Consider the following 23,662-nt stretch of genomic DNA (forward strand, 5'->3'; position numbering starts at 1 on the left):
CGGGCCGTTTTCGGACGATTTCGCGGCTTATTTCGACTTTTTGGACTTGGCCTTCGCCTTGGCCGCGGGCTTGCCCTTGGGCTCGACCTTGCTCTTTGCCGCCGGCTTGGTCTTGGCGGCGGGTTTGGCCGCGCTCTTGCCCTTGGCCGCGGGTTTTGCCGCCGCTTTCGGCGCGGATTTCGGGGCAGCCTTGGCTGCGGCTTTGGGCGCCGGTTTGGGTTCGACCTTGGGCGCAGCCTTGGCTGTGGCTTTGGGCGCCGACTTGGGTTCGACCTTGGGTGCCGGCATTGGCGCGGCTTTGGCGGCGGGCTGGGGCGCCGGTTTTGCGGCGGGTTCGGCGGCGATGCTCGCGGCGACGGGCTTCGGCGCTTCGGCGGCCTGAGACGCCGGCGCCTCGGCGGCACCGGGGTTGCGGGCCTTGGTCTGCGCCTTGCGCTTGCGCAGGTTCTCGCGCAAGGCCTCGGCCAGGCGGGCCTGACGGGCACGGGCTTCCTGCGTCTGCGAGGCGCGGTCGGTTCCCTTGCCGCCGGGCTCACGCGGATTGAACTGGCTCGGGGTCTTTTTCATGGGGGGCGCTTTCAGTTGCAGGAATGGGTGCGGACAAGCCTGCCCGCCGCATTGATTTTGGGCGCGGGGCCGGGGTCCGTCAACACAGGCGGCGTCCGGAACCCAGGGCGGGTGCGGGCGGCTTGCATGCGGTGGGACCCTGTGGCACTTTCCGCGCGTTTTCGGGCGGCCCCTCATCCCTCTTTTACCATTCGGGGCGAGACTTCAGGCCGGTTCTTGCGCCGCGCGGCGCGCCCTGAACCCCGGACGCTGTGGTAGCTCAGTGGTAGAGCACTCCCTTGGTAAGGGAGAGGTCGAGAGTTCAATCCTCTCTCACAGCACCATCTCCCCAGCCGCAAGCCACCCATATCGCCGCAACGCCTGCTGCATCCGGCCGTCCATCGGGGTCCGGAAAGCCGCGGAAACGCGCGGTTTTTCGGTCAAATTGCGATGGCCCATCACAGACTCCCTTAACAAGCTGGTCATAAATTCAAGGCATGGGCGGCGATGCCCATCATGTTCATGGCGACCCATGCCGGAGGAACCAAAAAGAAATGCGGCCATCCGAAGCCAATGCCTCAAAAAGCCCGCACCGGATTGTCCGGTGTCTCGGCACGCTGGCGCGCGATTCTCGCGGCGCGTCGGTCATTGCTTTCGCGCTTGCGCTGCCGGTCATGATCGGGCTCAGCGGGCTCAGTATCGACGCGGCGAGCTGGTACAATGGCAAGCGCCAGCTTCAGTCCGCGACCGACTACGCGGCGCTTGCCGGCGCCGTCGACAGGAGCGCGAGCGGCGGCGGCGCGATCTCCGCGCATGTCAGCGCGGTTCTCGCCCGCAACGGCGTCGATGTCAGCGCGCTCGATCAACTGACCGTCAACACACCCCCGGCGACGGGCGCCCATGCGGGCGATCCCGATGCAGTTGAGGTCATCGCCACCGAGCGCGTCTCGATCATCTTTTCGGGTATCTTCATCCAGGACGCACCGATCGTTCGGACGCGGGCGGTCGCGACCATTACCGGCGCGGGGCTGAGCTGCGTCCTTGCGCTCAACGCATCGGTGTCGAATGCCGTCTCTTTCGGCGGCGCCTCGATCGCGAATCTGTCGGGCTGCGGCATCGCCTCGAACTCGTCGCATAACCGCTCGATCGCAACGACCGGCGCGGCGAATATCAACGCGACCTCGGTCTATTCGGCAGGTGGCGTCTTCGGCAATGGCTTCTCGACGACGACGGGCATCAAGACCGACCAGGAACCCCTTGCCGATCCCTATGGCGACATCGAGGTCCCCGCCTTCAGCGGCTGCGCGCAAAACAACCTGGCGATCTCCGGCACGGCGAAGCTCAATCCGGGCGTCTATTGCGGTGGCATCGCCTTCAATTCCGGATCCAATGTCTGGCTCAATCCGGGCGTCTACATCATGGACCGCGGCAGTTTCGACGCGACATCGAACTCGACGATACGCGGAAATGACGTGACGATCATCTTCACCAGCAGCACAGGCACCAACTACGGCACGTTCGCCGGCCATGGCGGTGCGACTCTGGAGCTTTCCGCGCCGTCGGACGGCTCCTTTGCGGGCGTTCTGATGTTCGGCGACCGCAACGTGCCGGCCTCTGTCGGGGTATCGATCAACGGCAACCAGCATTCGCGCTTTCACGGGGCGCTCTATTTTCCGAGCCAGCCAATCAACTACAGCGGCAACTTCACCTTTCCCGGCGGCTGCATCCAGCTTATCGCCAACACCGTCACCTTCGCCGGCAGCTCAAGCATTACCGTTCCCTCGCGCTGCACGGATGACTCACTGAGGACGATCGGCACACTTTCGGCCGTACTCGTCGAATGACGCAAAGCATGGAACAGATCAAGAAATCACACCACGAACGCCGCAACGCCCAGCGCTTCGTGTCGGACGACGCCGGCGTTTCGGCGCTCGAGTTCGCGCTGATCCTGCCTATCATGATGGTGATGGTCCTCGGCCTTGCGGAAACGGCCCTTTACATCGATGCGCGGGCGAAAGTCGCCACCGGCGTCGATGCGGCGCTACGTCATACGATGTTCGACCGGGCTGATGTCGACGGCATCACCAACACGGCGTTGGCGGCGGGCGGATTCGACGCGGATACCGCGACGGTCACCGTGACGAGCTTCACCGAATGCAGCGACGGCACGGCTGTTTCCGACGAGACGCCCTGCGAAGCGCCCCTGCACCGCCGCACCTATGTTTCGGTCCGGGTCGAGAAGGTGCACACGACGCTCTTTCCCGTTACGGGGATCAGCGACGAGCCAATCGTCATCAGCCGGACGGGGGTTGCACAACTGCCATGAAACGCGATGCCGCCTATTCCTGCTTTCGCCGCTTTCTCGCCGCCCGCGCGGGCACGTCGGCGGTCGAGTTCGCCATCATCGCCCTGCCGCTGATGGTCGCGATCATCGGCACGATCGAAACAGGACGCGCCTTGTGGACGTGGAGCCTCATCAGCCATGAAACGGACAATGCCGTGCGCCGCGTCATCATCGCCAATACGGCCACCGCCGGCGCCGTCGAGAGCGATATCCGGACGGCGCTCTCGCGCCTAAAGCAGGATGACCTTGCCGTGAATGTCGCGGTCACCGCGGCGAGCGCGGGCGCACCGGGTTCGCTCAGCGTGACCGTGGTCTTTTCGTTCCGGACAGCGCTTTCCTTCGTCTGGCCGACGCCGATACCGATCTCGCAGAGCGTGCAATATCCAATCGTCAATTCGACGGCGGGATGAGCTGACGCCGGCGAAGATCGTTCAAATTCGAGCTATTCGATTAGGCTGGCGTTGATAGATGACTGAGAGGTTTGGGGTGTTGCGTTTCATCCTCACAGCCCGGTGCCGGTCATGCGTTCCAACGACCTACGCGGGCAGGCTATGCCTGCCAAACCTCTTTCATTCGGCGCCCATCAAGCCCGCCGAAAGGCAGCGGCCCGCAGCGTGCGACGTGCCGCGCCGGTGGCAGAGGCCTTTTGCAAGGTCCGCCGGCATATCCGCTTCATGCTGCTGTTTTGCGGCGCCGTTTTTGCGGTGGGATCGTATCTTCAAGAGCCCGCCGCCGTGCACCGGCCAGCCGACCTCCGCGTTCCAGCCGGCTTCAGCGCACCCGCCGACAGCTTCCGCTCCTCGGTGCCCGCGATTGACGTTTATGACGGCGACACCATACGCATCGGTTCGGAACGAATCCGCCTTCTGGGCTTCGATACGCCGGAACTCGGCCACAATTCCCGATGCGCCCGCGAGGCTCACGACGCCATTCGCGCGCGCGACTATCTCGAGGCAGAGATTGCGAGGGGCCGGGACATTCGCATCGAGCGCAGCGGAACCGACCGTTATGGCCGGACGCTGGCGCAGCTCTATATCGACGGGACCGATGTGTCCGACACGATGATCGGCCGAGGTCTTGGCCGCAGCTATTCGGGCGGGCGGCGCGACGGCTGGTGCTGATCGGCAAGCCGCAGGCTACGCCAGACTCTCATAGATCGCCTCGATCAGGGCGCGGTTGCGCGGGTTCTGCCAGCGCGGGCCCATGTCGTTGGTGACATAGGCGAAGGCGACGCGGGCCTGCGGATCGCAGAAGCCCAATGAGCCGCCGGCACCGAAATGGCCGAAGGCGACATCGTTGGGGCCGAGGCGGCGTTCGGCCTGGGGCAGTTGAAAGCCAAGCGCGAAACGCGACTCGCGATCGAGGATGCGGTCGCGGCCGAAGGATTGTTCGGTGGTCGCTTCGGTCAACATGGCGGGCGAGAGGATTTCGACGCCGTCGATGGCGCCGCCATTGGCGAGCGCCGCATAGATGCGGGCGATGCCGCGCGCCGTGCCGTGGCCGTTGGTGGAGGGGATTTCGGCGGTGCGCCATTCGCTACTGTTGACCCAGCCGGCGCCCGAAATGCCGGGCGGGTTCCAGTAGGTGTTCCACTTCATCAACGCATCGTCGTCGAGCGAGGTTTCGGGACGCGGGATCTCGACGGACGGCCAGAGGAACTCGGCGCAGCGCGAATGCTCCGTCTGCGGAAGGCCGATATGGATGTCGGCGCCGAGCGGGCCCGCCACTTCGTCGCGCAGGATCTGGCCGAGGGTCCGGCCGCCGGCGCGGCGCACCAGCTCGCCCGCGAGATAGCCGAACGTGTTGACGTGATAGCCATGGGCGGTGCCGGGCTCCCACCAGGGCGTTTGCGCGGCCAGTGCCGCCGTCATGCGCGGCCAGTCGAACATGGCGCCATCGGGCAGCGGTTCGCGGATCGCGGGCAGGCCTGCCTGATGAGCGAGGATGTGGCGCAGCGTGATGCGCTCCTTGCCGGCAGCGGCGAATTCCGGCCAATGCGTCGCGGCCGGCGCATCGAGATCGAGAAGTCCGCGCTCGACGAGACGCAGCGCGACCAGCGACGTGAAGGCCTTGCCGACGGAGAAGAAGTTGACCAACGTGTCGCGCGCCCAGGGATTTTGCCGCGCGGCGTCGCGCCAGCCGCCCCAGAGATCGGCGACGAGGCGGCCCTCGACCATCAGCGCGACGGCCCCGCCCGGCTCGCTGCGTTCGCGGAAATTGCCGATGAAGGCTTCGCGGACTGGCGCAAAACGCGGGTCGCAAGTGCCGCCGATGGGGATTTCGTCCTTCACCGCAGCAAGGCCAGCAGACTCAGGCCCATCAGCGCCTGCCCCGCATAATAGGTCGTCCAGACGATGAGACCGCGAAAAGGGATCGGACGGCCGAACTTGTCGGCGGCGATGACGCCGTCCGATATGACGAAGAGAACGGCGCCGAGGCCGAGCCATGGTTGCGCGGCCGGAATGGCGAGCGCGGCCAGCGCCATGAACAGGATCGTCACCAGATAAACGGCGACAGGGAGTTGGCTCGACCCGAGATTTGGCCGCAGCCAGAAATAGAGCGCGAGCGCACCTGCCGCGGTCAGCAGCGAGGCGGCACCTGCGACAAGGCCTTCGGGGCGGCTTGCCAGCGGCAGAATGATCGCCAGATAAAAGAGGTGCGTGGCGAGGAAGGCGAGAAGACCGCGCTGGAAATTGCGCGGATTGTCCTTCATCGCCAGGAAAAGATCACCGGCGCTCGACAGCAGAAAGGCCAGCGCCAGAAGGGCCAGCGGCAGCGCTATCGCACCGGGCAACGCCAGGAGCGGCAGCGGCACCCAAAGGCCGATGGCGGCCGTCTTGAGGCCGGTGCGCAGGGTCGAGGGCGGGCGGCTCTCGATCAGGAGGTAGCCGAGCGCGGCTGCCAGCGACAGCAGAACAAGGAGAAGGCGTAGCCCGTCAAGCCCGTCGCCCCGCATCAATGCCGCTTCGAACATTTGTCCCCCCGTCCCGGTTCTTATCCGCCTATGATCGGCGCCTGTTTTGTTTGCCCATGATCGGCGACCGGCGCACATCTTCACAAGGACCAAATATGACCGGCGGCAGCCTGCGCCTTATCGAGAGCCCGCAAAACCCGCGGGTGAAGCTCTGGACGGCGCTCAGCGAGACGCGCGGCATCAAGAAGCATGGCGCCTTTCTGCTAGCCGGGCGCAAGACCGTTCCCGAAGCGCTGAAGCGGCACGCGGCGCAATTCAGCGCCGTGCTGGCGTCGCGCGAGGCCGACATCGCGGCGCTGAAACCGCCGGCGGGGCTCGAATGTTTCGTGCTCTCGAGGGCGCTGTTCGAAACACTCGACAGCAATGGCACCGGCTTTCCGCTGCTGGTCGGACGGGTGCCGGACATGCCGGCGGCCGATTTGACGCGGGTGCCGAAAGGGCTCGAACTTGTGTGTGCGCTAGGCGATCCGGCCAATCTCGGCGCCGTGTTGCGCAGCGCAGCGGCCTTCGGCGCCCGGCGCATCGTCCTGATGGAAGCGGCCGCTCACCCTTTCCACCCCAAGGCGCTCCGAGCGGCGGCCAATGCGCAATTCGAGCTGCAGTTCCTCAAGGGGCCCGGCTGGCCGGCGCTCAACACGGCCCGGGGACCGCTGGCTGCACTCGATGGCGAGGGCGAGGACATCGGCGCCTTTCACTGGCCGCGCGACATCCGGCTGGTGCTGGGCGAGGAGGGGCTCGGCCTGCCGGCGGGCCTGAAGGCCCGGCGGCTCGCCATTCCGACCACGGGGGCGGTCGAATCGCTCAATGCGACGGTCGCGGCGAGCCTCGCGATGCAGGCGCATTTCGGGGCGATGCGAAAAGAGTGATCCGGTCAGGCGCGAGGGCCGTAACAAAAGGGTGAGAGCCGGAACCGAACCGGCGTGACACCCTCGAAAGGCCCCTCGGTCGTGAAATTGCCCGTTCTCAGAGTTGCGGCTCTCACATTGCTGTTGCTTGCCCCCGGCCTCGGCGCGGGCGCGACGCCGCCGGTATCTTCCCCCGAGCCGGCGGGCGCCCCTGCGTTCGCGTTCCGCGTCGAGCGCGGGGGGACGCCCATCGGCACACACCAAATTTCATTTTCGCAGGCCGGCGATGCGCTGCAGGTCGATATCGAGATCCAACTCGCCGTCACGTTCGGGCCGATTACCCTTTTCCGATACGAGCACCGTAACCGCGAAGTCTGGCGCGACGGCAGGCTCGTTGCGCTTGATACCGAGACGAATGACGACGGCCAGACCTATACCGTCAGCGCCCGTGCAAGCGATGCGGGGCTCGAAGTAACCAGCTCGGCCAATGGCACATTCGTGGCGCCTGCCGATATCATTTCAACCAGCTACTGGAACCCGGCAACGGTGACGCAGACGCAGCTTCTCGACACGCAGCGCGGGCGTATCGTCGAGGTTGCGGTGACGCCGCGCGCGACGCGCGAGGTTACGGTCGATGGCGCGGCAGTGGCGGCGCGGGAATATGAAATGACCGGCGATCTGAAACTCCGCCTGCTCTATTCGCTGAAGAACGAATGGCTCAACGTCGCCTTCATGGCACGGGGCACGGAAGTCGACTACACGATCGAGCGGCTCGACCGGCCGCTGGTGCAAGAGGTGGCTTCGCGATGACGCAGGAGATCAAGGAGGTCGTCTGGATCACCGGCGCCAGTTCCGGCATCGGGCGAGCGCTGGCGCTGCGCATGGCGAAAGCCGGCTATCGCGTGGCGGCGACGGCGCGGCGACAAGGCGAACTCGAAGCGCTGGCGCGCGAGGCCGACGGACATGTGACGCCGGTTGCCGCCGACACGACCGACGCGGCAAGCCTCCAAGCAGCCGTGACACGGATCGAGGAGACGCTGGGGCCCATTGGCATCGCGGTTTTCTGCGCCGGCACCTACCAGGCGCTGATGGGCGCCGAGCTGACGGCGGCGAAAGCGCGGCCGCTGTTCGAACTCAACTTCATGGGCACAGTCAATTCACTCGAAGCGGTTCTGCCGGGCATGCTTCGGCGCGGCAAGGGACGGATCGCGATGGTGGCGTCGCTCGCCGGATATTTCGGGTTGCCAACATCGGCCGTTTACGGCGCGAGCAAGGCAGCACTGATCAACATGGCCGAAGCCTTGCGGCCCGACCTCGCGCGCAGCGGCATCGCGGTGCAGATCGTCAATCCGGGCTTCGTCAAAACACCGCTGACCGACAAGAACGAATTTCCGATGCCGTTCCTGATGGACCCTGCGGACGCGGCGGAAGCCTTTTACCGGGGCCTGCACTCCGACCGTTTCGAAATTACCTTTCCGCGCCGCTTCTCGCTGTTCTTGCGGGTGCTGCAGATGCTGCCCTACCGGCTTTCGCTGGCGCTGACGCGGCTGACCGTACCGAAAGAGAAACCGGACAGCGCGACGCGGGTCAGCCGGGTCGCCTGATCGCCGCATAGGCCGCGAGCGCGCGGGCACGGGCCTTTGCGTGATCGACCATCGGACGGGCATAGTTGCCGCCGAGCGCGACACCCGCCTTCGTCAATGCTTCGGGCGGCGCGGCCCATGGCTTATGAATGTAACGTGCATCGAGGCCCGCGAGTTCCGGCAGATGGGCGCGGACATAGGCGCCGTCCGTATCGAACTTTTCGCCCTGCAGCACCGGATTGAAAATGCGGAAGTAGGGCGCGGCATCGGCGCCCGAGCCCGCCACCCATTGCCAGCTCGCGCGATTGACCGCGAGGTCGGCATCAACCAGCGTGTCCTCGAACCATTCGGCGCCGCGCCGCCAGTCGATCAGCAGATGCTTGACGAGGAACGAGGCGGCGATCATGCGCACGCGGTTGTGCATGAAGCCAGTCTTCCAGAGTTCGCGCATGCCGGCATCGACAATCGGGTAACCGGTCTCGCCTCGGGTCCAGCGGCGGAAAGCGGCGTCGTCGATCTCCCAAGGGAAGGCGTCGAATTCCGACTTCCAGTTTTCGGTGACAACCTGCGGCCAGTGAAACATCAAATGATAGGCGAAGTCGCGCCAGCCAAGCTCGCGCAGGAAGGCGGCGACACCTGACCCGGCCTCCGGATGTGCGATAGCGGCGGCTTCGGCGGCCGACCATACCTGGCGCGGCGAAATTTCGCCCCAGTGCAGATGCGGCGAGAGGCGCGAGGTGGCGTCGATGGCCGGCATGTTGCGCGCCTCGCCGTAGGAGCGGATCGCATTGTCGAGAAATCCGGCCAGTCGTTTCGCCGCCTGTTTCTCGCCGGGCGCCCATGCGTCGTGAAGGCCCGCCGCCCAGTCGGGCCGCGTGGGCCGCAGGTTCCAGCTGTCAAGATTTTCGGAGGGAAGGCCGACAAGACCCGTGAGGCGCGTCGGCGCAGGCAGCGGCGCGGGCATTTGAGCGCGGGACAACGCACGCCAGAAAGGCGTGAAGACCTTGAAGGGCGTGTCCGCCCCGGTGCGAACTTCCCAAGGTTCCGCGAGCAACGTGGCGGCGAAACTCTGCACCTCGAAAGCATCGGCGGCGAGCGCCGCTTTCAACGCCTTGTCGCGGGCGATGGCGGCGGGTTCGTAGAGCCGGTTCCAGTAAACGGCGCCGGCGCCCGCCTCGCGCGCGATCTTGGGGATCAGGCGCGCCGGATCGCCGTGGCGCAGGACGAGCGGGGCGCCGAGACGGGCGAGATTGGCCGACAATGCCACGAGGCTGCCGTGGAGCCACCAGGCAGAGGCACCGCCGAGCGGCTCCGCCGGGTCGAGGATGAAGACCGGCACAACCAAGCCGCCCCGTGCGATCGCGGCAGCCAAGGCCGGATTGTCGGCCAGCCGCAGGTCGCGGCGAAACCAGACAAGGATCGGAGCGGCTTTAGATGTGGGACGGGACATGGAGCGGCGCCAAAAGAGGAACAATTACATGTAGATACGAAGGCCATTCCCTTGCGGATCAGCAGCGGCGGATGGTCCATCTGGATCATTCCCCATTTGTGCCTATTTACGGTATTGTCTGTAACGAACCGGCCTTTCGGGAGGAAGCCGGCGGCACCTTGAGGAGGCCCGCGCCATGACGACACGCGTTTCGACCGACATCACCAAGGACAGCGCCTATAACGCCGTCGCCCCCGACGATTTTCCGGCGATGATGGAAGTCGAGCGTTACGGCCAGCGCTCCACCGCCTTCGACAAGATCATCTCGGCAACGCACGACCATTTCTGGGATCCGCTCGACACGAAATATATCGACTTCTCGGCACCTTTCGACATGAAGACGCAGACTGTCGTGCCGATGGAATTCGTGCTCGAATTGCAGACGCCAATTGCCGACCGACTTTCCGACGAACAGAAGATCGCGCTGTCGAATGAAAGCGCGCGCTGGATGCTGTCATCGATCCTGCATGGCGAGGCCGGCGCGCTGGCGCTGTCGGCGAGCCTCTGCCACATCTTGAAAGATCCGGGCGCACAGGAATATGCCGCCAACCAGGCGCGCGAAGAGGCGCGACATGTGACCGGCTTCTCGAAATATATCGAAGCGCGCTGGGGCAAGCCGCTGCCGGTGGGCCCGACGCTCGGCAATCTCCTGACCCAGATGGTCAATGCGCCTGAGGTCTACAAGAAGGTCGTCGGCATGCAGATGCTGGTCGAAGGGCTCGCGATGGGCGCCTTCGCCTCGCTTTATTCCTATTCCAACGATCCGGTGCTGCGCCACCTCTGCCAGCTGGTGATGACCGACGAGGCGTTCCATCACAAGTTCGGGAAAATCTGGGCCGACCGTACGGTGCCGCACCTGACCGAGCAGGAGCGCAATACGATCGAGGACTGGGCGGCGGAATGTTTCCAGACGCTTCTGTTCAACCTCGCCAACCCGGAACAGAAGAAAGTGATCTATGCGCAGTTCGACCTCGACTGGGAGGAAGTGCTGCACGAGGTCGTCAAGAGCCGCACCGACGACAAGCGGCGTAAAGCGATGTCGAACCAGACCAATATCTTCCGGGTGCTGATCAAGACGCTGCTAAAGGCCGGCATCATCACCGACCGTACCAAGGCCTTCTACGCGACCTATGTCGACATGGACGAGCTGCGGCGCGAGGGCGACGAAATGGTCGGCGATGCGATTGCCGAGGACGGCATCGAATATCTGAAGCGGATCAACTTTTCCGGTGGCGGGCGCGCGGCGAACGCAGCGGAGTAGTCAGTCGGTGCGGGCGACGGGGAGCACGAAGCGCTCACCCTCGCCGCCGACGATGGCGCGGATGCGGTAGACTTCTTCGAGATTGGCGGGCGTCAGGACTTCATCCGGACGCCCGTCGGCTTTCACAATCCCTTTGTCGAGCAGCACCAGCCGGTCGCAATAGCGCGCGGCGAGCGAGAGGTCGTGCAGGACGGCGATCACCGTGCGGCCTTCGTTTGCATAGGCACGCAGTACTTCCATGATGCCGAGTTGATGGTAGGGATCGAGCGAGGCGACCGGCTCGTCGACCAGCAGCAGCGGCGCCTCGACGGCCAGCGCACGGGCCAGCAGCACGCGGGCGCGCTCGCCGCCCGACAGCGTCAGCACATCGCGGCCACGGAAATTTTCAACATCGGCGAGATGCATGGCGCGGGCGATGGCGGCCTCATCCGCGGGCGCGGGCTGGCGGAATGGTGCCAGATGCGGCAGGCGGCCGAGCGCAACGAGGCGCGACACCTCAAGCGGCCAATGACTTCCGGCGCCCTGCGCCAGATAGGCAATAGCGCGAGCGCGGGCGCGCGGCTCCATCGCGGCAACCGCCTGCCCGTCGAGCTCGATCAGTCCGTCATGCGGAATCAGTGCCGCGACGGCGCGCACCAACGTCGTCTTGCCAGCGCCGTTGGGACCGATCAGGCCGATGAAGGCGCTATCGCGCGCCGCAAGCGAGACATCGCGGATGACGCGGGTGCCGCCGAGCGATGCGTGGACGTGAGTGAGCGAAAGATGCATCACGGGTGCTCCCTTCGCGTTTTCAGGATCAACCAGAGAAAGAACGGGGCGCCAATGAGCGCAGTGACGACGCCCAGCTTCGGCTCCGGCCCGCCTGTCGGCAGGCGCACCAGCAGGTCGGCGGCGAGAACCAGTGCCGCACCGGCAAGCGCACTCGGCAACAACAATGAGGCAGGGCGGGGACCGACCAGCGAACGCATCAGATGCGGCACGACGAGGCCGACGAAGCCGATGACGCCGGTGACGGAAACGGCGGCGCCGACCGCAAGCCCGGTGCCGGCGATCGCGCGCAGCGTGACCGAGCGGCGCGAGAAGCCGAGCGTCGATGCCGTGTCCTCACCCAGCGACAGCGCGTCGAGTGCGCGGGCGGTGGAGAGGACGAGCAGCCAGCCGACGAACATGAAGGGCAGCACAAACCAGACCTGAGCCATGCTGCGGTCGGTCAGCGAACCCAGCATCCAGAAGACGATTTCGAGCGCCGCATAGGGGCTGGGCGAGAGATTGAGTGCCAGCGACGTCAAGGCGCCGCAGAAGGCGGAGATCGCGACGCCGGCAAGGATGATGGTGACGATGGACGGGTTGCGTCCGGCCAGCAGGTAAAGCGTCGCCAGCGCCGCCAGCGCCCCGGCAATGCCACCGAGCGGCACCAGCATGGCCGAGCCAACAGCCATGCCAAAATAGAAGACCAGCACCGCGCCGAGCGCCGCGCCGCTCGATGCGCCGATCAAGCCGGGTTCGGCCAGCGGGTTGCGCAGCAGGCCCTGCAGCCCGGCGCCTGTGAGGCCGAGCGTCGCGCCGACCAGCAGGCCGAGCAGCGCGCGCGGCAGGCGCACTTCGGTCAGCACCAGCCAGGCAAGTTCGCGGTCGATTTCCACCATGGTGCGGAATTTATCCGTCAGGAGTTCGCCGCCGCGGCCGACATAGATGGAGGCAGCGAGCAGCGCGAGTGTGAGCGCCATGAGGGTGAGGTTGACGAGCCAGGCGTTGAGGGGGCGGATCATTTGGCGCGCTCCCACGCCAGCATCTCGTCATGCATTGCAGCCAGGCGGGCGGCGATGGCGGTGACATAGCGGGTGCTGCAGTTCCAGTCACGCGCCGGAAGATCGACTTCATGGGCGTAGCGGGTGCGGTAGAGGCGGAGCGCGGGGTGCTGCAGCAGGGCGCTTGCCTGCGAGGGCTGGCCCGGGCGGTAGATGCCGATGGCGACGAGTTCCGGCCGCATCGCAATCACCTCCTCGATGCCCGGATAGACAAGGCCGAAAGGATTTTCATTGTCGATCACGTTGCGGAAGCCGGTATGCGCGACGATGTGGCCAAGGATGCTGTCGGGTGTCACGGCGCCGCCGAGATCCTGGTAGAGAATGGCGGTGGGGGCGCGCAGGCCGTCGCGGCGCGCGGCGTCCATCTCGGCATCAAAACGGGCGATCAGCGCCCTGCCCTCCGCCTCGCGGCCAAGAGCGGATGCCACCGTTTCGATGTTGGCGCGGATGTCGGCGAAGCTGCGGGCGTCATTGACCGTGACGACGGGAACACCGATGCGGCGCAGCAGGTCGAGCGTGAAGGGCGAGGTATAGCGATGCGCCAGCACGAGGTCGGGCGCGAAGGGCAGAATGTCCTCGATGCGGCCGTCATTGGGCGGCACATCCTGAAGGAGATGCGCGACGGCGGAATCGTGCGGGTCGCGGCCAAGGCGGAAGACCGACTTCAGGGTGCCGGGCGCGGCAAGGTCGGCGGCCAGGATGTCGGAACAGAGATTGATCGAGACGATGCGCTGGGGGATGTATGACGGCCCTTCACTGGCGCGTGCAGTGAGGCCCGTCAGCAGACAGGACAGCAGCATCGTCAGTCCGAAAGTTCGCCACATTGCCACGCTCCGCCGTATCCCGAAGATATCGCCGCGCGCGGAATCCCGCTCCCTCCCGGCACACCCCGGCCCGGAGACGGACGACAGCCGAGGCAGGTTTCCTGGCTTGCGGGTCTTCGCCCTCCCCTGCCTTCCCGGACATATCCAGTGGCGCTTGAGAAGAGAGCTCGCCGCCTACAGTTGCGGGGGCAGCCGCCTTGACATCGCAAGGATGTACGGGCGTTCCCTTTCAACCCCGGCATTGCTGCCGGGGCACCTTCGGCGGAGCGGAGTGTAGACGCTCAAGGGCTGCACGAAAAGAGCGGCGCATGGTCGATCCGCGGCAAGACAAGACGCGCAAAGAGATCGCATTCCGCCAAATGGGGATAACCAGAGAAGATGAAGGCATCAAGACCAAGGGCCCGATAGGTCTCGATCTTCTTCAGCACCTGGTCGGGATCTCCAACGATGGCGGCACCGCAGCCCGAACGGGCACGGCCAATGCCGGTCCAGAGGTTGTCCTCGACAAAACCTTCGTCATCGGCCTCGTCGCGCATTTCGGCCTGGCGACGGACGCCGAAAGAGGATGCGTCGAGGGACTTCTTCCGGATTTCCTCACCTTTGCTGTCGTCGAGCCTAGACATCAGACGACGGGCCGCCGCGCGGGCCTCAGCCTCCGTTTCACGAACGATGACGTGAACACGATAGCCGAAACGCAATTTTCGATGGTAGGTGGCAGCGCGAGCGCGCATATCGTCAAGCACCACACGAATATTCTCGATGCGATCCGGCCACATCAAAAAGACATCCGCTGCGCGAGCAGCGACATCGCGTGCGTCGTCCGAGAGTCCCCCGAAATAGAAGGGCGGTGCGCTAGCACGTTGTTGCGCTATGCGAGGTGCTTCCAATTCCAGATTGTAGAACTCACCCTTGTGAACAAGCGGGCGCCCGGCGAGCAGCGTCCGCAAGATATTCATCACTTCGAGCGTGCGCGCGTAGCGTGGGGCACTGGCGAGCGTCTCTCCAGGCAGGTCAGAGGAAATGATGTTGATGGTGAGGCGGCCCCGCAGCATATGGTCGAGCGTGGCAAGCTGGCGCGCCAGTTGGGGCGGCCACATCTCGCCACAGCGCACGGCGACGAGGAGCTGCATATGTTTCAGGAGCGGCGCAAGGGCGCCTGCAATGGCAATGCTGTCAATGCCGAGCGCATAGCCGGACGGCAGAAGGACGTTGTCGAATCCGCCCTTCTCCGCCGCCAAGACGATGTCGTGGCAATGAGAAAAAGAACTTTGCAATGCAGGATCCGGTACGCCCATGAATTCATAGTCGTCATCGCAAAGCGCGGAGAACCAGGAAATTTCGGCGGGCTGAATCATGGCAGGCGCGTGCCCATCGAGGTTTGCAGAATGTCGTACCAGTCGGCGCGAGAGAGTTTCACACGCAACGCATCGCCGGCGCGCGTGATGCGGTCCGGCGTCTGCGTGCCGACGATGGGGACGATGCGCGCCGGATGCGCCAGCACAAAGGCGAGTGCCACCGCTTCGCGCGAGACGCCCTCGCGCTCCGCCAGCTCGTCGAGTTTCGCGATGAGATTGCCGATACGGGCGCCGTCGGGTCCTTTCGCGGCCTCTGCCGGGCAAAGGCCCAAACGGCCACCGGCCAACGGGGACCAAGCCAGTACGCCGATGTCCCGCTCCATGCACTGGTCGAGCGTACCGTCAAAAAGGGGTGCCGTCGCCCAAGCCGAAAATTCCGGCTGCTGGGTCGCGATCGGGAAATCAAGGTGAGCCTGCAGAGCCGCGACCTGCGCCGGCGTATGATTGGACACGCCGACATGGCCGATCTTGCCCTCGGCACGCAGCGCGGTAAGCGTCTCGGCCACCATCGCAGGATGCGCCAGCAGATCGGGCCGGTGAATCTGGTAGAGCTCCACGTGCTCGACCTTCATGCGCGCCAGCGAGGCCTCGCAGGCCGAACGCAGATAGGCTGCGCTCGAATCGTATGGAACACCCGGATCGATGCCGCCCTTGGTGGCGAGGACGAAGCGGTCGCGGAGCGCAGGCGCCTCCTGCAGCACCTCACCCAGCAAGGCCTCGGCAGCGCCGAAGGGGCTGGATTTGCCAAAGCCATAGATGTCGGCCGTATCAAAAAGTGTGATCCCGGCGTCCAGTGCCGCCTCGACGCGGGTGCGCGCCGTCTTTACATCGACACCGGCAAAACGCCACATGCCCCAAGCAATCGGATATACATGCAGGCCGCTCTTGCCGAGGGGGCGCGGCTCGGGCGAAATGGGCAGCAGATTCATGGCATGAGCGGGCATGGGCGGGAACGCGGTGATGAACGGACAAGGGCCAGTCTAGACGTTCATCCGGCCAAGGGATACGGGAGAGACATGTGAGTGAAACGATCCGCTACGGGATCATCGGGTCCGGCATGATGGGGATCGAGCACATCATGAACATCAATATCATCCCCGGCGCCCGCGTCGTAGCGATCGCCGACCCGCATCAGGGCTCGCGCGACTGGGGCCGCGCGACGGCCGAGGGCGAGATCGCGGTCCATGAAGATTATCGCGAAATGCTGGATTCAGACGCGCTCGATGCCGTGATCGTGGCAACACCCAACTACACCCATGCGGCGGTGCTGGACGACATATTCGAGACCTCTCTGCATGTGCTTTGCGAGAAGCCGCTTTGCACGACCCTGGAAGATGCGCAGAAGGCCGCTGCACGCGCAAAAAAGCACAAAGGCGTCTTCTGGGTGGGCATGGAATATCGCTACATGCCGCCCGTGATGCGCTTCGTCGAGGAAGTGCATGGCGGACGGGCCGGCCGCCTCCGGATGTTCGCCATCCGCGAGCACCGATTTCCCTTTCTCCGAAAAGTCGGCGACTGGAATCGCTTCAGCCGCAATACAGGCGGTACGCTGGTCGAAAAGAGCTGTCACTATTTCGACATGATGCGATATGTGGTGCAGTCAGAGCCGGTACGCATCTATGCCAGCGGCGGTCAGAACGTGAACCATCTCGACGAGCGTTATGACGGAAAAACGCCCGACATTCTGGACAACGCATATGTGATCGTCGATTTTGCCAACGGCGTCCGCGCCATGCACGATCTGTGCATGTTTGCCGAGGGATCGCGCAATCAGGAAGAGATGTCGGCCGTCGGCGACGCAGGGAAGATCGAATGCCTGATCCCGGAGAGCAATCTCGTCTTCGGTACGCGGAAACCGAAGAAGGTGGAGGTGGAGCATGTAGCCGTGCGGGAAGAGCTGCTGAAGGCCGGCCATCACCATGGCGCCTCCTACTATCAGCATCTGGCATTCCAGCATACGATCCGCGAGGACGGACCGGCACAAGTGACCGCAGATGATGGATTGAAGGCCGTGGCGATGGGCCTTGCGGCGCATCAGTCGATCGACGAGGGGCGGCCAGTGCACATGAGCGAATTCGGATTATAAAAACAAACGGACGACAGGGAACCGACATATGCTGACGCTTTATCATTGCAACGGCGCGCGCTCGATGCGCTCGCTCTGGCTGCTTTGCGAAATGGGTATCGAATTCGAGTTGAAGGAACTTCCTTTCAGCATGGAGGGTTTGCGGACGCCGGAATATCTGGCGATCTCGCCCTTGGGGCGCGTGCCCTGCCTTGTCGATGACGGCGTATCCGTTTTCGAGTCGGGCGCCATCGCGCAATATCTCGGCGAACATTACGACCCGGAAGGCAAACTGCACCGGGCGCCGGGGACGCCTGAGCGCACCGAATGGCTGATCTGGCTTCACTACGCGGAAACGATGGCGGTGCATGGTGCGAGCCTTGTGCAGCAGAAGGTTTTCATTGCCAAGGAAGAGCGCTCGCCAGTGGTACAGAAGCTTGAATCGCGGCGGCTCGAAAAGGCGCTCGAGGTTGTCGACAAGCATCTCGCCGGCCGTGACTATCTGCTCAAAAGCGGCTTCAGCGCCGTCGACACCAATGTCGGCTACAGCGTGCATCTGGCGAAGGGCTTTGTGCCGCTCGATCCGTTCCCGAATGTCGTTGCTTATTACGAACGGATTTCGACGCGACCGGCATTCAAAAGGGCAGCGGCCAGCGTGCCGCTTACGGAGCAGGCGCCGAAATCGGCGTGAGGTCGTCCATCACACGCTTGGGCGCGCGCGTCTCGGTGAAGAGGCCCCAATGTGCTTCTTCAGGATGCTCGCCCGGCACCGGGTTGAAGTCGTAAACGCGCCAAGGCGCGTCGAAAGCGGAAAAGAAGGCGAAGGCGCGGGCGCGCGATGGCGGCAGCACCTTTTGAAGCTCCCCGTAAAAGGCCGCCTGCTTCGCCTCGTCGAAGCCCTTTTCGGCGGGGCCGGTCGGAACGCCGGTCTCCTTCACGAGTATGGGACCGCAAAAAGCCTCGTCAGCGAGGCGTCTGCTGACCTGGACAACAAAATCCGCCCAATTGAAGGGCGGCGCTTCTGAAAACCACGGCTCGAAAACGGGGTGGATGTTCACCGCCATGAAGTCGAGCCCGGCGAGAAGCGGCCGCGCCGCCGGCGTCAGAAATTCAGCGAAGGGCTCGGTGACGGAGAGCGGCAATCCGGGCGCGCGGGTGCGGACATGCGCGACGGCGGATTCGAGGGCGGCCCAATCGCCGCGCTGACCGAAGACGACTTCATTGCCGAGCGAGAGGCCGACAACGATTTCGGGATGCGTCTCCCAAGCGGCCAGTGAGGCGGCGAGCTCCGTCTCGTCCGAAGGATCCCACACACCGACGATGACGGCACGAAAGCCCAGCTCCGCGGCGATAGCCGGCACCTTCTCAGCACCGCTATGCGCGCCATAGGTGATCAATCCGTCGAACCAGGGGCGCAGGGCGGCCAGGTCGGCGCGGATGCTCTCCTCGCCGGCGGCGACGGGATTGCCGTCCCAGACCTTCAGCGCGGTCGGCTGATAGGCGACGAAGCGGCCTTCGGCCATGGCGTCCTGAAGCCGTGTGAGCGTGGGTGCGGCTTCGTCGCGCTGGGCGCAGCCGGGAGCCGCCTGCGCGGGTAGCCCCGCGACAAGGGGAAAAGCAATGGCAAGCAGAAGGACAATCCGGGCACGCATATACCCAAGGATAGTGCGGCTGCAAAACGAAAACACCCCACACGCGGGAATTTCCCGTGCGTGGGGCGCTTTTTCGCTACTCTATGAAGCAGAGAGCCTTAGACGGCTTCCTTGAGGTCCTTCGCGACGCGGAAGGCGACCTTCTTGGAGGCTTTGATCTTGATGGCTTCGCCGGTCGCCGGGTTGCGGCCCATGCGGGCAGCGCGCTTGCGAACCTGAAGAATGCCGAGGCCCGTGAGGCGGACCTTGTTGCCCTTTTTCAGGTTCTTGACCGTCAGTTCAACGAAGTCGCTGAACAGTTCGGTCGCGGCCTTCTTGGACATGCTGTGCTTCTCGGCCAGTTCGGCGATCAGCTTCGACATCGGAACGGTTGGCGCAGTCGGCGCCTTCTTGGCGGCGGCAGGAGCCTTCTTGGCAGCGGGTTTAGTGGCCATAATTTAAATTCCCTCGGATAAGTTCGGGACGATATTCACTGAGTCGCGCGATTCGTCCAAGCAATAAGTGCATATTTGACGGGCATCGGAGCGAAAAACTGTTGATAACACGGGCTCGGATGCGCGCCTGTCCGAAAAAACCCTTATTCGAAGGCCTCATCCCATGTGCCGCGCGTCGATGCCTTGGAATATTCGGTGGCGCGGTTTTCGAAGAAGTTGGTGTGTTCGATGCCGTTCAGCATCTCGTCCATCCAGGGCAGCGGGTTCTTGTCCGTGCGGTACATCGGCTGCAGGTTGAGCTGCACCAGGCGGCGGTCGGCAATGTAGCGGATATATTGCTTCACTTCTTCCGCATTGAGGCCCTCGACACCGCCCATTTCGAAGGCGAGATCGATGAACGCATCTTCGTGATGGATGATGGTTTCACAAGCCTTGTAGATGTCGCGACGCAGTTCCTCGGTCCAGATTTCCGGATTCTCGTCAATAAACGTGCGGAAGAGCTTGACGATCGAATTCGTATGCAGCGACTCGTCGCGCGCCGACCATGTGATGATCTGGCCCATGCCCTTCATCTTGTTGAAGCGCGGGAAGTTCATCAGGATGGCGAAGGATGCGAAGAGCTGGACGCCCTCGGTGAACGCGCCGAATACGGCGAGCGTCTTGGCGATGTCCGCCTTCGAGCCCATGCCCCATTCGCGCATGTAGTCGAACTTGTCCTTCATTTCCTTGTATTTCATGAAGGCTTCGTATTCGGCTTCCGGAATGCCGATCGTGTCGAGCAGATGGCTGTAGGCGGAAATATGGACCGTCTCCATGTTGGAGAAGGCACTGAGCATCATGGCCACTTCGGTTGGTTTGAAGACGCCCGAATAATGCTTCATGTAGCAATTGTTGACTTCAACGTCGGCCTGCACGAAGAAGCGGAAAATCTGGGTCAGCAGATTGCGCTCGCCGGGCGTCAGCTTCTTCGCCCAGTCCTTGACGTCGTCAGCCAGCGGCACTTCCTCGGGCAGCCAATGGATGCGCTGCTGCGTCAGCCAGGCGTCGTAGGCCCATGGGTAGCGGAAGGGCTTGTAGACGAGACGTTCTTCGAGGAGGGACATGGTGGTTCTCGTTGCCGAATGGGTTAGAGACACGAATGGCCCGGTTTGACACCGGGCCATGCTGTTAACGCGTTACTGACAGGCGAGGCATTCTTCGTAGTCGTTGGACTGCGCTTCGGCCGCCACCTGATCGAGCGTCAGCACGTCGAGCTTCTTTGCCGGCACCAGCGAAACGACTTCGGCCTTTTCGGCGCGCTGGATCGAAAGCGAGCGACAGTAATAGAGGCTCTTCACGCCCTGCTTCCAGGCCAGGATATGGAGCTTGTTGAGGTCGCGCTTGTGGACGTCGGCGGCCAGGAAGAGGTTGACCGATTGCGCCTGGTCGATCAGCGGCGCGCGGTCGCCCGCATGTTCGACGACCCAGCGCTGGTCGAGTTCGAAGGCGGTTTTGAAGACGTCCTTCTCTTCGTCCGTCAGAAAATCGAGATGCTGCACCGATCCGCCATTCGTCACGATGGACGACCAGGTGTCGTCGTCGTTGCGGCCCTTCTGCTCCAGCAGTTTCGTCAGATGCCGGTTGCGGACGTTGAAGGAGCCCGACAGCGTCTTGTGCGTGAAGGAATTGGCCGCGATCGGCTCAATGCCCGGCGAGGTGCCGCCGGTGATAATCGAGATCGAGGCCGTCGGTGCGATCGCCGTCTTGTTGGAGAAGCGCTCGTTGAAGCCGTATTCGGCGGCGTCCGGGCAGGCACCGCGTTCATCAGCGAGCTTTTTCGAGGCGGCGTCGACGCCTTCCTTGATACGGGTGAACATGCGCTTGTTCCAGACCTTCGCCATGACGCCCTCAAAGGGGACCATGTTGGCCTGCAGATAGGAGTGGAAGCCCATGACGCCGAGGCCGACCGAACGTTCGCGCATGGCGGCGTATTTGGCGCGGGCCATTTCGCCGGGGGCGCGGTCGATGAAATCCTGCAGTACATTGTCGAGGAAGCGCATCACGTCCTCGACGATCGTCGGGTGGTCCTGCCATTCGTTGTAGGTTTCGAGATTGAGCGAGGAGAGGCAGCAGACGGCCGTGCGCTGTTCGCCATGCTGGTCGATGCCGGTCGGCAGCGTGATCTCGGCGCAGAGGTTCGAGGTTTTGACCTCGAGGCCGGCGAGCTTGTGGTGCTCGGGGCGCGCGTTGTTCACGGTGTCCTTGTAGATGATGTAGGGCTCGCCGGTTTCGATGCGTGAGGTCAGCAGGCGGATCCAGAGCGAACGGGCAGAGACGGCTTTCTGGACCGTCTTGTCCTTGGGGCTGCGCAAATCCCATTCCTCGTCGGCCTCGACGGCGCGCATGAAGGCGTCGGATACCAGCACACCGTGATGCAAGTTCAATGCCTTGCGGTTCGGGTCGCCGCCGGTCGGGCGGCGCATTTCCATGAATTCCTCGATCTCGGGATGATCGATCGGCAGATAGACGGCCGCCGAGCCGCGGCGCAGCGAGCCCTGGCTGATGGCGAGCGTCAGCGAATCCATGACGCGGATGAAGGGGATGATGCCCGAGGTCTTGCCATTGCCGCCGACCGTTTCGCCGATCGAGCGCAGATTGCCCCAATAAGAGCCGATGCCGCCGCCCTTGGCCGCCAGCCAGACATTCTCGTTCCAGAGACCGACAATGCCGTCGAGACTGTCGGAGGCCTCGTTGAGGAAGCAGGAGATCGGCAGGCCGCGCTGGGTGCCGCCATTCGACAGCACCGGCGTCGCCGGCATGAACCAAAGGCGCGAAATATAATCGTAGAGGCGCTGCGCATGGGCCGTATCGCCCTTGTCGGCATAGAAGGAGGCGACGCGGGCGAACATGTCCTGATAGGACTCGCCCGGCATCAGGTAACGGTCGCGCAGGGTCGCTTTGCCGAATTCGGTCAGCAGCGCGTCGCGCGCGTGATCGACCTTCACCCGGGGGCGGCCATCCAACTGGACGGCCTGATATTGCTCGCCGAAAACCATTTCCGGTTCGGCCTGGATGCGCGAACCGGCGCGTACACGGCGCACCTGCGCATCACCCGTAATCATTGCCGACAGGCCGGCCTCGACCTCACTCATATCCACCGCTTTCGACGTGTCGTTCAGCATTTTGGTCCCCCGATTTGCCCTTATCGGCCGCACCCGAAAAGGCACAAAGTCACCGCGCCGGCGGCTGGATAAACCATCGCCGTCTCCCTGCCCCATACAGCGGGCAGAACTCAAAAGGTTCATGATTGCGCCGCCGCCTCGGTTCGATCCCCTATTGGGCGGAGCGCGTCCAGATATAGTAGCTCGCCTTGCCGCGAGGTCAATCAGTAGTATGAGCTACGCAGCAAAAAAATGGTAAACGGCGCCGGGCCGGGGTGGCGGCCGGGGAAATTTCCGTTGCATATTCAACAGGTTGATTCCGCCCTTCGCTATCCGAGGACAGGACCCCATGCCCGACGCGACACCCGAAGCGATGAGCCGCCGGACGCTCTATCCCGAGATTGAACCCTACCGGACGGGGACGCTGAAAGTGTCCGATTTGCACAGCATCTATTTCGAGGAGTGCGGCAACCCGAAGGGCAAACCCGTCGTCATCGTGCATGGGGGGCCCGGCGGCGGCACCAACCCGACGATGCGGCGCACGCACAATCCGGATGCCTATCGAATCATTCTGTTCGACCAGCGCGGCTGCGGGAAGTCGACGCCGCACGCCGAGCTCGCCGAGAACACGACGTGGGATCTCGTCGCCGACATGGAGCGCCTGCGCGAACATCTCGGCATCGAGCGCTGGCAGCTCTGTGGCGGCTCCTGGGGCTCAACGCTGGCGCTCGCCTATGCCGAAACGCATCCGGCCCGTGTGACCGAAATCATCCTGCGTGGCATCTTCACGCTCCGGCCTCGCGAGCTCCACTGGTTCTACCAGGAAGGCACGGATGCGCTCTTCCCCGACGCCTGGGAGGAATTCGTCGCGCCGATCCCTGCGGCCGAGCGCGGCGACCTGATGGCCGCCTATTACAAGCGACTGACCGGCGACAACGAGGCCGAGAAGCTCGCCTGCGCGCGGGCATGGAGCATCTGGGAGGGGACGACATTGTCGCTCCATTCCGACCCCGAGCGCGTCAAACGCTTCGCCGACGGGCACTTCGCCCTCGCCTTCGCGCGGATCGAATGCCACTACTTCATGAACAAGGGCTTTTTCGAGCCGCAGGACCAGTTGATCCGCGACGCCGGCCGGCTTGCCGGCATCCCCGGCGTCATCGCGCAGGGGCGCTACGACGTGGTGACGCCGATGTTCACGGCCTGGGAGCTCTCGAAGGCCTGGCCGGGCGTCGAACTCAACATCGTGGCCGATGCCGGCCACACGGCGACCGAGCCCGGCATTGTCGATGTGATGGTGAGAGCGAGCGACCGGTTTGCGGCGGCAAAGGGTTGATTGCGACCA

At 64.0% G+C, this 23,662-nt stretch carries 24 protein-coding genes, 1 tRNA gene and 1 riboswitch; of the genes, 12 read left to right on the forward strand and 13 right to left on the reverse strand.

The annotated features are described in order from the left end of the window. Positions 1–27 precede the first annotated feature (27 nt). Entirely contained in the window at positions 28–567 is a 540-nt protein-coding gene (locus Q7V31_RS08230) for a hypothetical protein (protein WP_304733587.1), read from the reverse strand. Between the two features lie 248 nt (positions 568–815). Here Q7V31_RS08230 and Q7V31_RS08235 point away from each other — a divergent pair. The 5 genes from Q7V31_RS08235 to Q7V31_RS08255 all read left to right on the forward strand — a co-directional run bounded on the left by Q7V31_RS08235 (position 816) and on the right by Q7V31_RS08255 (position 4,011). Beyond that, positions 816–890: transfer RNA gene (locus Q7V31_RS08235), tRNA-Thr, on the forward strand. A 210-nt stretch (positions 891–1,100) separates the two neighbouring features. Beyond that, positions 1,101–2,390: a TadE/TadG family type IV pilus assembly protein gene (locus tag Q7V31_RS08240; RefSeq protein WP_304733588.1), complete on the forward strand. Its 1,290-nt coding sequence runs from the start codon at positions 1,101–1,103 to the stop codon at positions 2,388–2,390. Between the two features lie 8 nt (positions 2,391–2,398). Then, positions 2,399–2,872 carry a TadE/TadG family type IV pilus assembly protein gene (locus Q7V31_RS08245; protein ID WP_304733589.1) on the forward strand — a complete coding sequence of 158 codons (474 nt, stop codon included), beginning with the start codon at positions 2,399–2,401 and terminating at the stop codon, positions 2,870–2,872. Further along, positions 2,869–3,300: a TadE/TadG family type IV pilus assembly protein gene (locus Q7V31_RS08250; protein ID WP_304733590.1), complete on the forward strand. Its 432-nt coding sequence runs from the start codon at positions 2,869–2,871 to the stop codon at positions 3,298–3,300. Before Q7V31_RS08245 ends, Q7V31_RS08250 begins: the two co-directional genes overlap by 4 nt. 204 nt (positions 3,301–3,504) lie before the next feature. Then, the gene (locus tag Q7V31_RS08255; protein ID WP_304733591.1) at positions 3,505–4,011 is read left to right on the forward strand and encodes a thermonuclease family protein; all 507 of its coding nucleotides are present in this window, start codon (positions 3,505–3,507) and stop codon (positions 4,009–4,011) included. 15 nt (positions 4,012–4,026) lie between these two features. Here the strand turns inward: Q7V31_RS08255 and Q7V31_RS08260 are convergent, their stop codons facing one another. Continuing rightward, positions 4,027–5,181 (reverse strand): serine hydrolase, encoded by a 1,155-nt coding sequence (locus Q7V31_RS08260; protein WP_304733592.1) that lies wholly within the window; start codon positions 5,179–5,181, stop codon positions 4,027–4,029. Next, entirely contained in the window at positions 5,178–5,864 is a 687-nt protein-coding gene (locus Q7V31_RS08265) for a lysoplasmalogenase (RefSeq protein ID WP_304733593.1), read from the reverse strand. The genes Q7V31_RS08260 and Q7V31_RS08265 overlap by 4 nt, the downstream gene beginning before the upstream one ends. 95 nt (positions 5,865–5,959) lie before the next feature. Here Q7V31_RS08265 and Q7V31_RS08270 point away from each other — a divergent pair, with 95 nt between their 5' ends. From Q7V31_RS08270 to Q7V31_RS08280, 3 genes are read left to right on the forward strand one after another with little or no spacing between them, the layout of a single operon-like run. Further along, complete coding sequence (locus Q7V31_RS08270) at positions 5,960–6,730, forward strand: RNA methyltransferase (protein ID WP_304733594.1); 771 nt, start codon at positions 5,960–5,962, stop codon at positions 6,728–6,730. 54 nt (positions 6,731–6,784) lie between these two features. Beyond that, entirely contained in the window at positions 6,785–7,519 is a 735-nt protein-coding gene (locus tag Q7V31_RS08275; protein WP_304733595.1) for a DUF6134 family protein, read from the forward strand. Further along, entirely contained in the window at positions 7,516–8,313 is a 798-nt protein-coding gene (locus Q7V31_RS08280; protein WP_304733596.1) for an SDR family oxidoreductase, read from the forward strand. The genes Q7V31_RS08275 and Q7V31_RS08280 overlap by 4 nt, the downstream gene beginning before the upstream one ends. Here Q7V31_RS08280 and Q7V31_RS08285 read toward each other — a convergent pair. Continuing rightward, positions 8,297–9,742 carry a deoxyribodipyrimidine photo-lyase gene (locus Q7V31_RS08285; RefSeq protein ID WP_304733597.1) on the reverse strand — a complete coding sequence of 482 codons (1,446 nt, stop codon included), beginning with the start codon at positions 9,740–9,742 and terminating at the stop codon, positions 8,297–8,299. The genes Q7V31_RS08280 and Q7V31_RS08285 overlap by 17 nt on opposite strands. Before the next feature lie 175 nt (positions 9,743–9,917). On the opposite strand from Q7V31_RS08285, the gene Q7V31_RS08290 reads away from it, so the two are divergent. Beyond that, a complete protein-coding gene (locus tag Q7V31_RS08290; protein WP_304733598.1) occupies positions 9,918–11,042 on the forward strand; it encodes a diiron oxygenase in 1,125 nt (374 codons plus the stop codon). On the opposite strand, the gene Q7V31_RS08295 is transcribed toward Q7V31_RS08290, so the two are convergent. The 5 genes from Q7V31_RS08295 to Q7V31_RS08315 form a co-directional block, all read right to left on the reverse strand. After that, positions 11,043–11,810, reverse strand: a complete 768-nt coding sequence (locus Q7V31_RS08295; RefSeq protein WP_304733599.1) for an ABC transporter ATP-binding protein — start codon at positions 11,808–11,810, stop codon at positions 11,043–11,045. It abuts the gene before it with no gap. Beyond that, positions 11,810–12,811 carry an iron ABC transporter permease gene (locus Q7V31_RS08300; RefSeq protein ID WP_304733600.1) on the reverse strand — a complete coding sequence of 334 codons (1,002 nt, stop codon included), beginning with the start codon at positions 12,809–12,811 and terminating at the stop codon, positions 11,810–11,812. Before Q7V31_RS08300 ends, Q7V31_RS08295 begins: the two co-directional genes overlap by 1 nt. Beyond that, positions 12,808–13,674, reverse strand: a complete 867-nt coding sequence (locus Q7V31_RS08305; RefSeq protein ID WP_304733601.1) for an ABC transporter substrate-binding protein — start codon at positions 13,672–13,674, stop codon at positions 12,808–12,810. Before Q7V31_RS08305 ends, Q7V31_RS08300 begins: the two co-directional genes overlap by 4 nt. A gap of 73 nt (positions 13,675–13,747) precedes the next feature. Beyond that, a riboswitch (cobalamin riboswitch) is annotated at positions 13,748–13,949 on the reverse strand. A gap of 6 nt (positions 13,950–13,955) precedes the next feature. Further along, complete coding sequence (locus Q7V31_RS08310) at positions 13,956–15,029, reverse strand: LLM class flavin-dependent oxidoreductase (RefSeq protein WP_304733602.1); 1,074 nt, start codon at positions 15,027–15,029, stop codon at positions 13,956–13,958. Then, positions 15,026–15,973: an aldo/keto reductase family oxidoreductase gene (locus tag Q7V31_RS08315; RefSeq protein ID WP_304733603.1), complete on the reverse strand. Its 948-nt coding sequence runs from the start codon at positions 15,971–15,973 to the stop codon at positions 15,026–15,028. The genes Q7V31_RS08310 and Q7V31_RS08315 overlap by 4 nt, the downstream gene beginning before the upstream one ends. Positions 15,974–16,047: 74 nt before the next feature. Between Q7V31_RS08315 and Q7V31_RS08320 the strand changes: the two genes are divergently transcribed. Together Q7V31_RS08320 and Q7V31_RS08325 are read left to right on the forward strand one after the other, a co-directional pair. Continuing rightward, positions 16,048–17,115 carry a Gfo/Idh/MocA family protein gene (locus tag Q7V31_RS08320; RefSeq protein WP_304733604.1) on the forward strand — a complete coding sequence of 356 codons (1,068 nt, stop codon included), beginning with the start codon at positions 16,048–16,050 and terminating at the stop codon, positions 17,113–17,115. Positions 17,116–17,143: 28 nt separating this feature from the next. Then, the gene (locus Q7V31_RS08325; RefSeq protein ID WP_304733605.1) at positions 17,144–17,785 is read left to right on the forward strand and encodes a glutathione S-transferase family protein; all 642 of its coding nucleotides are present in this window, start codon (positions 17,144–17,146) and stop codon (positions 17,783–17,785) included. Here Q7V31_RS08325 and Q7V31_RS08330 read toward each other — a convergent pair. The 4 genes from Q7V31_RS08330 to Q7V31_RS08345 all read right to left on the reverse strand — a co-directional run bounded on the left by Q7V31_RS08330 (position 17,757) and on the right by Q7V31_RS08345 (position 22,341). Further along, complete coding sequence (locus Q7V31_RS08330; protein ID WP_304733606.1) at positions 17,757–18,746, reverse strand: hypothetical protein; 990 nt, start codon at positions 18,744–18,746, stop codon at positions 17,757–17,759. The genes Q7V31_RS08325 and Q7V31_RS08330 overlap by 29 nt on opposite strands. Before the next feature lie 98 nt (positions 18,747–18,844). Beyond that, complete coding sequence (locus Q7V31_RS08335; RefSeq protein ID WP_304733607.1) at positions 18,845–19,180, reverse strand: HU family DNA-binding protein; 336 nt, start codon at positions 19,178–19,180, stop codon at positions 18,845–18,847. Between the two features lie 143 nt (positions 19,181–19,323). Beyond that, entirely contained in the window at positions 19,324–20,283 is a 960-nt protein-coding gene (locus Q7V31_RS08340) for a ribonucleotide-diphosphate reductase subunit beta (RefSeq protein ID WP_304733608.1), read from the reverse strand. 72 nt (positions 20,284–20,355) lie between these two features. Then, positions 20,356–22,341 carry a ribonucleoside-diphosphate reductase subunit alpha gene (locus Q7V31_RS08345; RefSeq protein ID WP_304733609.1) on the reverse strand — a complete coding sequence of 662 codons (1,986 nt, stop codon included), beginning with the start codon at positions 22,339–22,341 and terminating at the stop codon, positions 20,356–20,358. Positions 22,342–22,693: 352 nt separating this feature from the next. Between Q7V31_RS08345 and pip the strand changes: the two genes are divergently transcribed. Further along, entirely contained in the window at positions 22,694–23,653 is a 960-nt protein-coding gene (pip, locus tag Q7V31_RS08350) for a prolyl aminopeptidase (RefSeq protein WP_304733968.1), read from the forward strand. Positions 23,654–23,662 lie beyond the last annotated feature (9 nt).

Origin of the sequence: Parvibaculum sp., assembly GCF_030651915.1 — a bacterium.
In the GTDB taxonomy this organism is placed as follows: Bacteria; Pseudomonadota; Alphaproteobacteria; order Parvibaculales; family Parvibaculaceae; genus Parvibaculum.